Genomic DNA, 15,398 nt, shown 5'->3' on the forward strand with positions numbered 1-15,398 from the left:
GGATTGTTACGATTCCACCGGCCAAAACCTGTCACTAAGGTCTGCCAGCGACTGAATAGAATGCGCCTGCTACGTGCCGATCGCGCTCTAACGTGATGCTTTTGGGCGCTGCAAGTGTTCCAGCCTGCGTCATGAGACTGTGTCGCGAAAGAGAAGGAGCGACGGAAGCCAGCCTTCATGGATCTTATGCCGTCCTGCGCCGCTTCATCAGCAGCACCAGCAACAACGGCGCACCAACGAGTGCCGAGACCAGCCCGGCCGGAATTTGATACGGAAACACAATCATCCTGCCGAACCAGTCCGCGAGCATCATGATCCCTCCGCCGGCGAGCACTGCTCCGGTAAGCTGGGGGGCTGCGCGTCGTAGCCCAAGCTCTCGCGCCAGATGTGGCCCCATGAGGCCGATAAAGCTCAAGGGACCGACGACGAGTGTTGCGGCGGCGGTCATGGCGGCGGCCAGCGCGAAGAGAGATGCGCGGGCGAGGTTGACGCGGATGCCGATCGCCTGTGCGGCCTGTGGTCCGAGTGGCAGGAGATCAAGCCAGCGGCGGGCGAGGAATGCCAGCGCGAGGCCCATGGCAGCGGCAATTGTGGCGGAAATCGCCTTCGATGTATCAACGAGATAGGTCGATCCGCTCATCCATTGCATGATAGTCATCGCGCGCGGATCGCCGCTGGCGGCAAGCACGCTGATGACGGCATCCAGCATGGCACCCAGCGCGATGCCGGTCAGCAATACCCGTTCTGGTGCGAAGCCGGAACGCATGCCGAAGGCGAAGATGGCAAGCAGGACGGTGAATGCGCCGATGCCGCCGAAGCCGAGCTGAGCGGCCATGCCGGGTGCGGGCAGGATGAAGAGTGCGGCTGTGACGCCGATGGTGGCGCCGGCCGAAATGCCCAGCACTTCGGGGCTTGCCATCTCGTTGCCGCTGAGCCGCTGCAGGATTGCGCCGACGACGCCAAGCATCGCTCCGGCGGCAAAGGCGCCAATGACACGCGGCAGACGATAGGGCAGCACGTCGGGCCAGTTCAAATAGGCAAGGGTAGTCCATGTACCATCCGGCGCGCGTCCGAAAAAGATTGCGCCGGCGAGCAGAGCGAGAAGGCCGCCGATCGTTGCAAGGAGCAGATTTCGCGAGGTGTGTGCAGTCCGGTTCGGGCTGTGCGAAAGGGCCGGCACAGTACGCTGTATCGTCTTCAGACGCGGCAGCATCAAGAGCAGCACCGGAGCGCCGAGCAGGGCGGTAATGGCTCCCGTCGGCAGGAAGGTCGAGGAAGCGCCGGAGAGCAGCACCAATGCCTCATCTGTCAGAAGCAGCAAGCCTGCGCCGATGAGAGGGGACCAGATAAGCTGGCTCCTCATCTGCCGCGCGCCGGAAAGCTGCGCGATCCGGGGGGCAATAAGGCCGATGAAGCCGATGACGCCGACGGCGCTGGTCACGATAGCGGCCAGCACGATGGCAAGGCAGACGGCGGCGATACGGGTCCGCTTCACCGAAAGGCCGAGCCCGCTGGCACCGCCGTCGCCAAGTTCCATAAGCGATAGCGGCCGCGCCATCAGGAAAGCGGCGATGGTGAGAATCGTGATTTTCGGAAGGAGCAAGAGGGGGATGGTCCAGCTCTGCTGCGCCAGCGACCCGGCACCCCAGATGAAAAGGCCGGAGAGGTAGCGGTCGTTCATCAGAACGAGGATGGCAGCAAGCGCGCCGCTCCAGACGCTGACGATCAGTCCCGAAAGCACGAGTGCAAACGGCGAAAAGCCTCGTCTTGCACCGATCAGGAAAACGACGGCGGCTGCCGCGGCACTGCCGAACAGAGCGACCGCATCGCGGCTGAAGCCCTCAAGCGCCGGAAAGGCGAGCATGACGGCGACGAGCGCCAGGTTGGCGCCGGCGGAAATGCCGAGCGTAGAGGGTGATGCAAGCGGATTGCGCAGCACTTGCTGCAGCAGAGTGCCTGATAGTGCGAGCGCCGCGCCGGCCAGCAGCGCAGTCGCGATTCTCGGCAGCGTCGAATAAATAAGCAACAGGCGCTGCGGATCATAACCGGCGTCCTGCACCATCAGCCGCGAAAAATCCGGCGCGACCTGATGCCAGGCAAGCAAGCCGGCAAGCACCAACAGCGTCACCGCCACGGCGGCGGCGCCGAGGGAATTGTTTCCATTGGTGCGGATCATGCGAGCTTTTCCAGGTGATCGAGCAGAATACGGGCGAAGCGCTCCGCCTCCTGAACCATGCCGAACATCAACGTGCCGGGCAGTACCGAGACTCGACCCGCCTTAACGAAGGGAAGGCTGGTCCACAGGGGGCTGTCTTGCAGATTGTCGAGTATATTTGGTGGAATAAGAGGTTCGAAGGCTATCAGCCGCAGGCTTTGATCGAGCGCTGCCAGTTGCTCCAGGCCGATCGTTTCGAAGCCCCAGAAATTGCCGGGTCCTGTCCAGGCGTTCCTGAGGCCGATCCTGGTCATGACGTTCTGATAGAGGCCGGTGCCGCCATAGATGCGGGCGTGGCGCTGATCGACAAAGTTGACGAGCGCCAGTGGCGGAGGCTTGAGTCTGTTCACCCGGCTGGCGCAATCGTCGAAGAACTGCTCGGACTGCGTCAGGAAATCGGTTGCCTGCTGTTGACGGCCGGTGGCGGCGGCTAACAGCCGAGTGGCTTCGATGGAGCGTTGCAGGGCTTCTCCGCCCTGGGCATAGATCGTCAGCTCCATGACCGGCGAAATCGCTTCCAGGCGTGGCTTTAGGGGAGCGAGATAGGGTGTGGTCAGGATCAGCGCCGGTTTCAGGCTTGCCAGGATTTCGAGATTGATCTCATTGGTGGTGCCGAGATCGACGACCCCGGCCGGCATTTTCGGCTCGACGACCCACCTGTCCCAATCGGCAAGCGAGGCGATCGCGGCGGGTGTGACGCCGAGCGCCAGCAGCGTCGAGGCAAGGCCGTAGTCGAGCGACACGATCGGTCCGGACACTGCCGCGCCGGCATGTCCCGCGCGGGGGACGGCAAGGAGAGCCGCGGCGGCAAGAAGCGCGTTGCGGCGCGATAGCCTCAAGCCGTGGAAATGATCCTCAGATGACATAGGCGAGCGGCGTTCCATGCACCGGATGAGCTGTCACGCCCATGTTCGTGCCGTAGATCGTATGCAGCGTTTCGGCCTTCATCAGGCTCGGCGCGGGGCCGGCGGCAATCAGCCGCCCTTGTTTCAGCGCATGCAGGTGATCGCAAAAATGCGAGGCGACATTGATGTCGTGCAGCACGAGGATGACGCTCAGGCCCTTCGTGCGGCAGAGCTCTCGCACCAGGCCGAGGATCTCCATCTGGTGGGCGATGTCGAGTGCCGAGGTCGGTTCGTCGAGAAGGAGGCAGCGACTGTCCTGCGCGACCAGCATGGCGATCCAGACCCGCTGGCGCTCGCCGCCCGAAAGCGTGTCCACCATCCGGCCCTTCAAAGTGTCGACATGCGTCAGCCGCATCGCGGTCTCGACTTTTTCGCGGTCGAGATCGGTGAAGCGGCCCAAGGCGCCATGCCAGGGATAGCGCCCGCAGGCGACCAGTTCCTCAACGGTCATGCCGGCGGCCGATGTGGTATCCTGCGGCAGATAGGCGACAGCACGGGCAAAGGCGCGCATGTCATAGGAAGCGGCAGAGACGCCGTCGAACAGGACTCGTCCCCCCGTCGGCTGGATCTGGCGTGCCAGCAATTTGATCAGGGTCGATTTGCCGGAACCGTTATGGCCGATCAGTCCCGAGATCTCGCCGGCATTGAACGTAAGATCCAGCGGATGGAGAATGGTCTTGCCATCGACGTCGAAGTGGAGGCCCTCCGTCGTGAAGACGGATACCGGATGCTGGCCGGCTTTGGCGATGGTTTCGTGTTTCATGGTCGTTCCTGCTGAAGCAGCATGGCCTCGTGATATTTCGATCGCCTTCAATTGGCGGCCGCTAACGGCTTGACGAAAAACAGGCATGGATGGTCCTCGTGCCAGAGGGTGGGGAACACCTCGGCACGGATAAAGCCGTTCCTGTCATAGAAGGCGCGCGTCGCGTCGTATTGCGGTTCATCCTTGCCGCGCGGCGCAAGTGTCTTCACCGTCAGCAGCTTGCAACCAGCGGACCGAGCGAACCGCTCGGCGGCGGCGAGCAGCCGCTTGCCTACGCCGCTGCCATGGTGCTGCCGCCGGGTGGCAATGACCAGGATTTCAATAGCGGCTGGAGGATGGGCCTGTACGGCAACGAACCCGGCAACTGTGCCTTCGTCGAGACAGCCGAACATCGGCAAGGTTTCGACGGCTTCCGCACATGCCTCGATGACCTCCGGCTCTGTGAACCAGTCCGTCAGCTCCGACATGATGGCACGACAAATATCGCCCTTGGATTCGGTTATTTCGATAGCTTCCTGCATCTGTTCTTCCTTACCGGCTGGTAGCGTCATTCGGCGCTCCCGTGTCAGGCTCGCATCTCTGAGGTTCGTGGTGTTCTGCGCCGGTTATGCTCGCGGCCGGCGGCATAATCCTGGTCGGCCTCGAGCGATATTGCAGCGAGGCAGCGTGAATGCGCCTCTCTCAACAGGCCGCAAACGAGGGCGCGTGAGACGCCGGCTTCTTTGGCGATGATGTTTTGCGGAACATCCTTGAAATAATGCTCCTCGTAAAACTTGCGCGTCCTCGCGGGCATCGCCTCGACCGTGCAGCGGAAGGCTTTGTATGCCTCCGCCTCGTGCAGATGCTCTTCGGGGCTTCCGTAGGCCGACGTGTTGCCGCCGACCTCTTCCTCGACGAACAGGCCTCTCTCATAGCGCAACCGTCGCATGTGGTCCGTCGCCAGATTGCGTACCATGCGCATCACATAGGGGCCTGGTGCCGCTATGTCCTGCTTGAGCGGTTTGGAGACCAATTGCAGAAGCACCTCCTGCACGACATCTTCGGCCAATGTCATGCTACCGGTGATCCGGCGCGCGATGGAGAGAAGCTTGGGATAGGCATGAAGGGCTGTTTGAAGTTGCTCATTGGAAGTCGACTGCGAAGTGTTGGCAATCATGTCGGGCTCTCGCTGAAATCCAAAGTTGCATTTCGGTGTGCCCCTCTTTTTCAGCGCACCGTATAAAACATGATAGTGTTAGTCAAGATAAAATCTAAAGGCTGGGAACCATCTTTCCTTGCATCGGCTAGTGATTTGATTTTATTTTAATTTTAAACAATCCTCAATGAGGCTTCCAACGTCTGGATGCTGCTGCCAAACAGGCTCGGATAGCATTTGCGAGGCCGCGACGGCCCATAGAAAGTTAGGTGCATTTTCGCTACGGCAAGAGCCGAAGCGGATGAAATTAGCTTCATCGAATGCCCGATTTAACATATTTTCGGTTGTACCCGCCGGCTCGAGCGCGATGCCTCTCGGATCATCAAGGAAGCCGCGGCCACGGCACTTCAACACAGCCTCTTTTCGAACCCAATATGAGAGAAATGTCCTGTGTCGTTGCTCTGGCGGCTGTCGCTGGATGTCGTCGAGTTCCCGCTCGCACAGAATCAACGGCATGATTTCGAGCGCCTCGGTTTCGGAAATCCTATCCGGCTGCTCGATGTCGATTCCCACGCGACCGCCGCGGCAGACGGCGAGAGCAACCCTGTCTGTCGTGTGGGAAAGATTGAAGTCGAAATCGGCATGATCCGGCAGATACGGCCTGCCATATGGCGTAAGCGAGATGGTGAGGGCCTGTGGCGCGCAGCCGACCATTCTGCCGATAATGCTGCGGCAGAGAAGGCGTCCGGCGATGAACAAACGCGCAGCATCGCGTGACCGAAATGCGGCGACGCGCGCTTTTTCCGCGTCGCTCAATAGAGCGGTCGAGATATGAAGTCCGTCGCGCAAATGCAGGCTGTGAAGCTCGACCTGCGCGATCTCTTCTCCCTTTGGAAAGGCGAGCACCTTATTCCGCAGCCTGTCCTAGATGCGAAGGGAGTTCGGATGGATGTCGCTGGGTTTCCCATTGGACGATGGGATCGAGCTGACCGAGATCGAAATGCTCACGGCCAAGCAATGCATTGGCGATGACGGCGCTGCGCCAGGCGGCAAGGCTGAGCTGCGGTTCCGCAATCCCGTGGCTGTGGCGCCCTGCATTGAGGACGAAGATGCGATTTTCGCGCGGGCCGTCCCATGTCAGCGAAAAATCGCTTTCCAGCACCGGCTCGCCGATGGAGTTGAGCTCGATGCGGTTCTCAAGCGAATGCAGGAGTTCGGGAAGGACGAAGCGATAGCCTGTGGCAAGCACGATCATGTCGACCGCCAGCGTCTCGATGCTGTTGTCGAAGCCATTGCGCATGGTAAGTGCGATTTCGGGACCATCCTGTTCGGCTGCGACGACATCGCGGAAGGGGCGTAACGAGATGCCCTGATCGGCGCCACCGGCCGCTTCAAGCTTCCTTTCATAGAGCCGGCGATAGAGCTTCTTCAGGGTCGAGGCGGAGACGCCATCGCTCGCAAGCACCTGCCGGCGCGTGTGGGTGAGCCGCAACGCCTCGGGAAGCTCGTGAAAGCGCTCCATGTAGCTCGGTGTGAAGAGCTCGTTGGTGAAGGGCGTGGCATCAAGCGGCTCGAAATTTGGCCGGCGGCTGATCCAGTGGACCGACGAGACGGCGTTCAGATCCAAGAGGGCATCGACGATCTCTGCACCGCTCTGGCCGCCGCCGATAATGGCAACGCGCGGGGCCTTGACGTCGCCAAGGCGAGTGGCGGCCTCGCTGCTGTGAAAGGTCATCGACTTCGGCAGTTGCTCGGCCCAGACCGGGCGCGCCGGTATCTTACCGACGCCGACGGAGAGATTGCGGGCGCAAACCGGGCCGTCGTCAGTCGCGATGGAAAATAGACCGTCATTCGCATGGACTTCGCGCATGCTTGCACCGAAACGAAGCGACGTCAGGCCGCGCGCGACCCATGCGAGATAGTCAGCGAATTCCTTGCGGGGAACGGCCTCATATTCCGCATTAAGAAACTGGTAAAAGCGTTTGTGTGCAACAAGATAGGAGAGAAAGCTCCATGGGCTGGTCGGGTTGGTGGCGGTCACCAGATCCTTGAGGATGGATGTCTGCATTTCCGCGCCGGGCAGCATCATTCCCGGATGCCAGGCGAAGGCAGGTCGCCGCTCGAAAAAGCGGACCGAAAGTTGCGGTATGGAGTCGAGCTGGGCGGCAAGGCTGAGGTTGAACGGACCAATTCCGGCCCCGGCGAGGTCGAGCACGTGCGATGTCATGATGCAGCTCCAGAAGGATGTCGATTAGTTGTTCTTGCCCGCGGGCAGGATGGTCGGCGCAAAGGCGTGGTCCAGCCGTCGGGCGAAGCGCTGGTGGAATGGCGTCTTGCCGATGATCGTCAGGTGGTTGGTGCCGTTGACGATCTCGGAGGCCGTGGCGTTCGGCGAATAGCGGCGCCAGTCGATGACGTTGAGCGCGCGTGTGAGGGAATCCTCGGCGGCAAAGGCATGGATGCGGAAATCCGAAGGCGCAAGGCGGTAGTTTCGAAAGATCATCGCGTTGTCGACCAGAATCCAGAACGTGTGCTCCTCGGAGCCGATGTCCGGACCATCCGTCGGCAACTTGACGTTATGCTTGACGATATGGTGGAGGAACTGTTCGTAGACCTCGCCATCCATTGCGGCAAAGAGCCTCTTCCAATCCTCGCGCATCGGCGTCGTTGCGAGCCAGCTTTGCACGGCGGCATGGGTACGGTCCCTGATGCCGTCTTCGAAGCGCGGCATGATGCCGACGGTGAATTCCTCGTCCATGTCGCAAACATCGACCATGCCGATCATGCGCAGGTCGATGTCATTGCCGAGCTGCCGGGCGGCCTCATAGGCAAGAAGCCCACCCCAGGACCAGCCGAGGAAGGCGCAGGGCCGACCCTTGGCCTTCTTGCGCACTGCTTCCGCATAGCGCGCCGTGATGTCCTCGACACGGGTGCTGAGCGTCTTGGTCTCGGTTAGCGAATAGCAAATGAAGCCGGTCGCCGGCTGTTCCGGGCCGAGATAATCCACCAGGCGCATATATTCGCGCGTCGAGACGAGGAGGCCGGGGAAGCAATAGAGAACCGGCCGGTCGCCGTTTCGCCGGAGATAGACGACGTCGACGCCGGTCTCGTCGCGGCTTCCCTCGATGGCAAGTGCCAGGTCGCGGATGGTCGGATGATTGAACATATCGGCTATCGAAAGCGGCCATTCGGGATGGCGCATCTTCAGGCGTGAGACGATGCGCACGGCGGCCAGCGATTGTCCGCCGATATCGAAGAAGTTCTCGGTGACGCCGATATCGCCAATGTCGAGAATGGCCTTCCACGCGTCGAGGATTGTCTTTTCCTTCTCGCTTGCTGGCGCGACCAGTTCGCGTTCGATGCGAGGTGCGGGCAGGGCGGCGCGATCCAGCTTGCTGTTCGGCCCCATCGGCAGCTTGTCGATGATCATGATGGTTTGCGGCACCATATAATCGGGCAGGGCGGTCATGGCTGCGCGGCGCAGTTCGGTAACGCTTAAGCTTTCGCCCTCGCGCGGAACCACATAGGCGACGAGCGAGCTGCGCCCGCCTTCATTGTGCAGCAGTAGGACGGCTTCGGCGACGCGCTGGTCGGATCGCAGCACGGCCTCGATCTCGCCGGGCTCGATGCGGAAGCCGCGCAATTTGATCTGATGATCGACGCGGCCGGCGAATTCGACGATGCCATCCTCCCGCCAGCGGCCGAGATCGCCGGACTTATAGAGTCTGCCGCCTAGCGAAAAGGGATCGGGAATGAAGCGGTCCGCCGTCAGCTCCGGCTGGCCGAGATAGCCGCGTGCAAGGCCGCTGCCGCCGATATAGATTTCGCCGATCACGCCGACCGGAACAGGCGCGAGGTCGGCATCGAGCACATAGATGCGCCGCTCGCCCACGCCGCGGCCGATCGGCGCGACCGTCCCCTCGAAGCGGGTTCCCGCCGGGATTTTCCAGATCATCGGCGTCATGATCGTCTCGGTCGGGCCATAGCCATTGATCAGCATCTGCGCCTTGAGGTTCTCGGTGATCATGTCGAACACCGCTTGCGACAGCGCCTCGCCGCCGAAGGAATAGAGCCGCAGCCGCGGTATGTCGCTGTTCTCACCGGCATATTCGGCAAGTCCGCGCACGTAGCTTGTGGGAAGGCTGGCATTGTTGACGCCGTGCCGCTTCATCATCGCGAAAGCATCTTCGGGCGTGGCGAGCTTGTCCTGTGTCAGCACTACGCCGCCACCCGCCATCAGCGGCACCATCCAGCGTTCATGCCCGCCATCTGACGTAAATGGCAGGACCGGATATTCGCAAGAGTCCTCGTTCATTTCGTAGATGCGCAGGGTCGCCTTGCAATGATGCGCCAAGGGACCGTGCTCGACCGCGACACCCTTCGGGACACCTGTCGAGCCAGACGTGTAGATCACATATGCGAGCTGCTGCGGGGCTATGGCGGTGGCGGGCGCGTCGCTGCTTTCCGACGAGAGATCGGTTGCGTCGAGATTGAGATACGGCGTGGCGATGTCGCCGGGCAGATTGGCGATGTGCCGCGTGCGGGAGATGACGAGAGACAGGCCGGGAGCGGTCAGGATACGCCGGTTGCGCGCTTCGGGGTGATCCGGCTCGACCGGTGTAAAGGCGCCGCCTGATTTCAGCACGGCAAGAATGGCGACGATCGCATCGATCGACTTTTCGAGCGCGATGGCGACGCGCTTCTCGGGCCCGATCCCCATGGAGATCAGGCGATGCGCCAGCCGATTGGCCGCCGCCTCGAGCTCGCCGTGCGTGACCGACTTCTCCCCTTGCGCAACGGCGAAGGCATGCGGCCGCCGTCTGGCTTGTGCGGAGATGACCTCGTGGATCGGCACTCCGTCATCCGGCTCGGGTATGTCGGGATAGGGCGCAGACAGCCCGTCCAGTTGTTCCGGCGAAACGAATGGGATGTGCTTGATCGTCTCGCCGGGGTTGCTGCCCAACCGGGCAAGGGCGATAACCAGATCATCGGCGAAGCGAGCGATCTGCTTACGGTCATGCTTTTGCGGATCGAAGCCGATCCCGATGCGAAGTCTATCCTTAGATACCCGGGAAACAGTGACGACAAGCTCGGCATCGCGGCGCGCCGGAGGCTCGACGAGGCATCGGATCGGAGTTCCATCCGTGGCCGATTCCATAAACTGGAGCGGCGGCCGTACATCGAGAAGCGTCTTGACGAGGCCGGTGGTGTCAAAGAATTCGTCACGTCGCAGCAATGCGTCGGCAAGAGCCTCGAAGGGCAGGGATTGCCGTGCCGCGGTCTCGATTTCCTCGATGAATGTCTTGCGGACATCCTCAAGCCCCATGGCGCCATTCAGTTCCGCGGTGAGGATCAGCACATCCTCGCTGCGCGCGGCGATAATCGGCGTCTGTGGCCGCGTGACCAAACCGATCCTTTGGGTGCCGTATCCGGTGTGGCGACGGAGGGCGATGCTCAGCGCGACAAGAATGTCACGGGACGTTTCAGCGGTCGGCTGTGCTTGCGCAGGCTGTTCTGGAGCGGGCACCTCCATCAGATGCTCGGACCATGCCTCATCGACTATATCCCTTCCAGCCGATGCCTGCGGCGGGAGCGACGCGATGTTTTCCTGCGCCGTCAGGCGTTCGAACCAGAAATCGACGAGCTCCGGCGCCGGATTGCGTGGCGCGCTATTGCCGGTCATCCAGGATGCTGCGTCCGGGAGCGCGGTTTCGCTAATATCAGCCAGCACATTGGCGCTGCCGCGTATATTGCGCAGGAAATCCTTCGCGAGCAGATCGAGCGTTGCCGCATCGGCAAGAACAGCGTGGAGAGAAAATACCGCGCCGACTGCTTGCTCGTTCCTTAACAGCAGAACGAAACGGGCGGGATTGCCGCTGGCGAGATCTATGGCGCGCGCTCGTTCCGCCGAGGCCGCTGCTGCAAACGCCTCGTCCAGACTGTCGTCGGCAGCCAAATCCGCCTCGATCACATCGACATGACGACTATTCCTCAGGATCTGCTGCACAGCGCCGCCGGCTCGAGCCTCGAATTCCGATGTGATGAGCGGATGTTGACGCGAAAGTGCCGCAAGCCCTTTGCGCGCTACTGCAAGAGCGATGGGAGGGAAGGCGATAGCGAGAATTTGCCGTCCATAAATGACCTCGTTGCCCGTCTCTGATAGAAGCCAAATTCGCGACTGTGTCGGCGATAGCGAGCATTTCGCGACGTGATCGGAGTCATCAACCGCATTGGCATTCCGGTCATGGATAGTCATTTCTTCGCCGTTCTCCTCGAAGATATTTAATACATAGCGAACGTAGTAAAGTGTAATAATGTACATATCCCAATAGTTTTAATAACTATTGAGTTAAACGCGTTATCTATATTGACTTTACGGCGCCAATAAATTCGATTCTTCCGTGAATTACATCGACGCAGCTGCATAACGAACGGGATTCGCAGAAATTCAGAAAAATCTCAAAAATTATTTCCGAAAAATATTTTGAATTTTACGGGGCACCGTTCGTCACTGCGGAATTAGCGCTGTGTGCGGCCTTGCCGATTCCAATGACGCGCGGTTTCGAGAGATGGAGAAGAACTATGGATGCTTCCGTAGCGATGAGGAGCGAAACGATGGCGTCGCAGTCATTCGATCTGCGTCTGCCGGCCGCAGGCGTTGCGAGCCATGCGCTCGCCTGCGGCCAGCCGCTTCTCGTATCGCACGGGCTGATGTCTGGCAGTTTCCGCGTCGAATATCATGGAGTGGAGGTAGCCTCGGGCAATCTGTCGGGTCCCGCCGACGTTCTGGTCTTCGACACTCTATCCGCGGCAACGGTGGCGGTTGCCGCCGACGATATTGTCAACGCCGTGCTGGAAGCCATTTTGACCTGCAATCCGCAATTGGGCTGCGTGGAGGTCAAGCTCGCGGATGATAGCCTCGTCAGGCGCCTGCTGAATTTGGGCGTGATCGAGCAGGGCGGAGACCGTCTGATCGCGCGCCCCGAAAGCTTCTTTCAGCAAACGAAGCCTTGGCTCGGGAGCATTCCTCACGCCTATCCGGAGGTGCCGATCCTGACGAACGGCGCCCTTCATCCGCAAAGGCCGCCGAAGCCGACGGGTCGGGTCTACAATCGTTTTATACCCTGGCTGAATACCCAGCTTGGATTTCACGTGGCCGATGTCGAGGCCGACCTCGAGCATTTCCATCGCTGGATGAACGATCCTCGGGTCGCCGCCATTTGGGAAGACAGCGGGGACCTCGCCTATCACCGCGATTTTATTGCCGGCCGCCTTGCCGATCCGCGCACCTTACCGGTGATCGGGACTTTCGGCGGTATTCCCTTCGGCTATTTCGAGCTCTATTGGGCCAAGGAAGATCGGATCGGACCGCATTTTGACGCTGACGGCTATGATCGCGGCTGGCATGTGGCGATCGGAGAAGATGACTTCCGCGGCAAGACCTTCGTCAGCGCCTGGCTGCCGTCGCTGATGCACTACATGTTCCTCGCCGATCCGCGCACACGGCGCATTGTCGGCGAGCCGATCCACCATCACAGCCAGCAGATCCGCAATCTTGACCGGTCCGGCTTCGCCAAGATCAAGCACATCCAGTTTCCGCACAAGAAGGCGTTGCTGGTCATGCTGCTGCGCGAGCGTTTCTTCATGGATCGGCTGCTCTCGCCGGACCTTTCCGGTCTGACGGATGGCGATGGTCTGCCCGTGCTCGGTTCGCTAGCGCGGGATGCCGCGTGATGAAAGCATCCGTCGACATGAACGATCTGCGCATCCTGCGGCTCGTTATGACGGTCGCGCTTCCGGCCGTGGCCGGGTTGGCCGCCAGCGCCGGGCATCACGCGATAAACGCGATCTTTCTTGGTGCTCTCGGGCCGGAGGTACTGGCAGGCATCAGCCTGGTCATGCCGCTGTTCCTGCTGGTTACCGCTGCCGGCCAGGGGCTCGGCATTGGCCTCGCCACGCTTCTGGCGCGCCATCTCGGCGAGGGCAATCTGACGGCCGCCTCATCGGTTGCCGCGACCGCGCTCGCTGCGACGATCCCGCTCGGCATTGTTTTGTCCGTGCTCATCTATCTCGGACTGCCCGACTTTGTCGGTGCGCTCGGCGCGAGCGATAGTCTGTTGGCGCCCGGCCTCGACTATGGACGGTTGCTCGCCTTCGGCGTCACTCTCGGGCTGCTGCAGGCGGTCTGCGATTTCATTGCGATTGCCGAGGGCAACTCGCGCTTTTCGATGATCGTGCTGATCGCAAGCTTCGCACTCAACGCCGTTCTCGATCCCCTCTTCATCTTTCTCTTCAAGCTTGGCGCATTGGGCGCCGCGCTGGCAACCATCCTTTCCGCCCTGGCGGCACTTGCCTGCTATACCGTCTATTTCATCCGCAGATGGGGCACGGTCCGCGTGACGAGCGGATTGGTTCGCTGGCAATTGCTGCGGCCGATGGCGAGGATCGGCGTTCCCGCCGCTGCCACGAGCGTCGTGACCGGGTTCGGCTTTCTCGTGCTGATGCGTGAGGCTGCGGTCCATGGTGGCGACACCGGAGTGGCGGCCACTGCGATTGCCGTTCGACTGATGACGTTGGGTCAGCTTCCCATCCTCGGCTTCTGCCTTGGGGCCCAGAGCGTCGTCAGCCATGCCTTCGGCTCTGGCGACGCGCTGCGGCTCAAAAGCGTGATCCGCATTATGCTGGCGGTAACGGTGCCCGTCGCGTTGCTCTATTCCATCCTGCTGTTTGTTGCTGCGGAACCGATGGCGCGGCTGTTCACCGGTCGTCCGCAGGTCGTCGATGAGGCGGTGGCGTGGCTGCGCGCCCTCTTTCCGGTCTTTCCCCTGGCCGCCTTTCAGTCCGTGCTGCTCGTGATGCTGCAATCCCGGGGCAGGGCGGGCTTGTCCGCGCTCGTAGGCCTTGCGCCGCAAGGCTACCTCCTCATTCCGCTTCTGCTCCTGCTGCCGCTCTGGATGGGTTTTGCGGGCGTGTCCGCAGCTCCCGCCGCGGCTGCAATCCTAGCCGCCATGCTCGGCCTTTTCGTCGCGCGGAGAGAATGGCTTGCCATTCTGCCGGCCGAAACCGAGGGGCAACTGAGCGGCCGATCGACACTTCACTCCTGACCAAGAGGAACGCCATGAACGAAACACCGAGATTCGATGCCTATCGGCACGCCATTCCCGATACGCTGATGCCCCGCCGCGACGACCCGTTCGACGCGGCGGTACCGCCGATCTATCAGACGTCGCTGTTCCTGTTTGACAACTACAAGGAGCTCGAGGATGTCTTCGCCGGCCGCTCGAAGAAGCCGATCTATTCGCGCGGCGACAATCCGACGGTGCAGCTCCTGGAGCGCAGGATCGCCGAGATGGAGGGCGCCGAGGAGGCGCGCGCCTTTGCGAGCGGCATGGGCGCCATTGCGGCGGCGGTCCTTGCCTTCGTCGGCCCGGGAGATCGCATCGTCACCGTGCGGCACGTCTACAGCGATGCCTTCCGCTTCTTCGAAAAGGTGCTGAAGCGCTTCGGCGTTGTCGTCGACTATATTGACGGCACCGACACCGAGGCCGTGATCGCAGCCCTTCCCGGCGCACGGCTTGCCTATCTCGAAAATCCAACCTCGATGGTGTTCGAGCTGCAGGATCTGCCTGTCATCGCCGAGGCCGCGCGCCGCCACGGCGTCGTGACGATCGTGGATAATTCCTGGGCAACGCCGCTATACCAGAACCCGCTCGCCCTCGGCATCGATCTCGTCATCCACGCGGCCTCGAAATATCTGGGCGGACAGAGCGATACGGTGGCAGGTCTTGTTGCCGGCTCGAAGGCACATATCGGCCGGATCAACAGCGAAATCTACCCCTATACGGGTGCAAAGCTGGCGCCGTTCGAGGCATGGCTGGTCCTGCGCAACCTGGAGACCCTGCCGTTCCGGATGCGTCATCACCACGAGGCCGGCCTTGAGGTCGCGTCCTGGCTTGACGCACATGAGGACGTGACCAATGTCATGCACCCGGCGCTCGGCGAACATATCGGCAAGCGCACTTTTAGCGGCTTCGGCGGGCTGTTCTCGTTCGAAGTTTCCGATCGCATCGATGTGGCAAATTTCGTTGACGCACTGCGCCTCATTCGCATCGGGGTCAGCTGGGGCGGCCCGGAGAGCCTCGTCGTCCCGGCAAAGGCGGCGCTCAGCATCTCGCCGGAGACCAATGTCTTTGCACGATTTGGCGTCAGCGACCGCACGATCCGCCTGAACGTCGGGCTTCATTCAGCCGCAGCCGTTATCTCCGATCTTGAGCAGGCGCTGCTGACGGCAAGACGATAGCAATTTCAGTGTCTCAGATTGCCAAGCGGGCGGAGTGGCACTACTGCTCCGCCCGTCCTATTATCCATTTTGATTTTATT

11 protein-coding genes are annotated in these 15,398 nt (G+C 61.2%); 3 read left to right on the plus strand and 8 right to left on the minus strand.

Annotation, left to right across the window (positions count from 1 at the left end):
- Positions 1 to 184 precede the first annotated feature (184 nt).
- From fhuB to FHT29_RS33320, 8 genes are all read right to left on the minus strand, one after another.
- On the minus strand, positions 185 to 2,176 hold the full coding sequence (fhuB, locus tag FHT29_RS33285; protein ID WP_210255632.1) for a Fe(3+)-hydroxamate ABC transporter permease FhuB: 1,992 nt from the start codon (positions 2,174 to 2,176) through the stop codon (positions 185 to 187).
- The gene (locus FHT29_RS33290) at positions 2,173 to 3,081 is read right to left on the minus strand and encodes an iron-siderophore ABC transporter substrate-binding protein (RefSeq protein ID WP_168601107.1); all 909 of its coding nucleotides are present in this window, start codon (positions 3,079 to 3,081) and stop codon (positions 2,173 to 2,175) included. Before FHT29_RS33290 ends, fhuB begins: the two co-directional genes overlap by 4 nt.
- Positions 3,071 to 3,883, minus strand: a complete 813-nt coding sequence (locus tag FHT29_RS33295; protein WP_168601108.1) for an ATP-binding cassette domain-containing protein — start codon at positions 3,881 to 3,883, stop codon at positions 3,071 to 3,073. The genes FHT29_RS33290 and FHT29_RS33295 overlap by 11 nt, the downstream gene beginning before the upstream one ends.
- 47 nt (positions 3,884 to 3,930) lie before the next feature.
- Positions 3,931 to 4,404, minus strand: coding sequence for a GNAT family N-acetyltransferase (locus FHT29_RS33300; protein WP_168601127.1), 474 nt, complete (start codon positions 4,402 to 4,404; stop codon positions 3,931 to 3,933).
- Between the two features lie 44 nt (positions 4,405 to 4,448).
- Positions 4,449 to 5,039, minus strand: a complete 591-nt coding sequence (locus tag FHT29_RS33305) for a sigma-70 family RNA polymerase sigma factor (RefSeq protein WP_168601109.1) — start codon at positions 5,037 to 5,039, stop codon at positions 4,449 to 4,451.
- A gap of 141 nt (positions 5,040 to 5,180) precedes the next feature.
- Positions 5,181 to 5,924 carry a 4'-phosphopantetheinyl transferase superfamily protein gene (locus FHT29_RS33310; protein WP_168601110.1) on the minus strand — a complete coding sequence of 248 codons (744 nt, stop codon included), beginning with the start codon at positions 5,922 to 5,924 and terminating at the stop codon, positions 5,181 to 5,183.
- Between the two features lies 1 nt (position 5,925).
- The gene (locus FHT29_RS33315; RefSeq protein WP_168601111.1) at positions 5,926 to 7,245 is read right to left on the minus strand and encodes a lysine N(6)-hydroxylase/L-ornithine N(5)-oxygenase family protein; all 1,320 of its coding nucleotides are present in this window, start codon (positions 7,243 to 7,245) and stop codon (positions 5,926 to 5,928) included.
- 24 nt (positions 7,246 to 7,269) lie between these two features.
- Positions 7,270 to 11,274, minus strand: coding sequence for a non-ribosomal peptide synthetase (locus FHT29_RS33320; RefSeq protein WP_168601112.1), 4,005 nt, complete (start codon positions 11,272 to 11,274; stop codon positions 7,270 to 7,272).
- A 326-nt stretch (positions 11,275 to 11,600) separates the two neighbouring features.
- On the opposite strand from FHT29_RS33320, the gene FHT29_RS33325 reads away from it, so the two are divergent.
- From FHT29_RS33325 to FHT29_RS33335, 3 genes are read left to right on the plus strand one after another with little or no spacing between them, the layout of a single operon-like run.
- On the plus strand, positions 11,601 to 12,752 hold the full coding sequence (locus tag FHT29_RS33325; protein WP_168601113.1) for a GNAT family N-acetyltransferase: 1,152 nt from the start codon (positions 11,601 to 11,603) through the stop codon (positions 12,750 to 12,752).
- Entirely contained in the window at positions 12,752 to 14,122 is a 1,371-nt protein-coding gene (locus tag FHT29_RS33330) for an MATE family efflux transporter (protein WP_168601114.1), read from the plus strand. Before FHT29_RS33325 ends, FHT29_RS33330 begins: the two co-directional genes overlap by 1 nt.
- Before the next feature lie 14 nt (positions 14,123 to 14,136).
- Positions 14,137 to 15,318, plus strand: a complete 1,182-nt coding sequence (locus FHT29_RS33335) for a PLP-dependent transferase (RefSeq protein ID WP_168601115.1) — start codon at positions 14,137 to 14,139, stop codon at positions 15,316 to 15,318.
- The last annotated feature ends 80 nt before the right edge of the window (positions 15,319 to 15,398 follow it).

The organism is Rhizobium sp. SG741 (assembly GCF_012275435.1).
GTDB classification, from domain to species: Bacteria; Pseudomonadota; Alphaproteobacteria; order Rhizobiales; family Rhizobiaceae; genus Rhizobium; species Rhizobium lusitanum.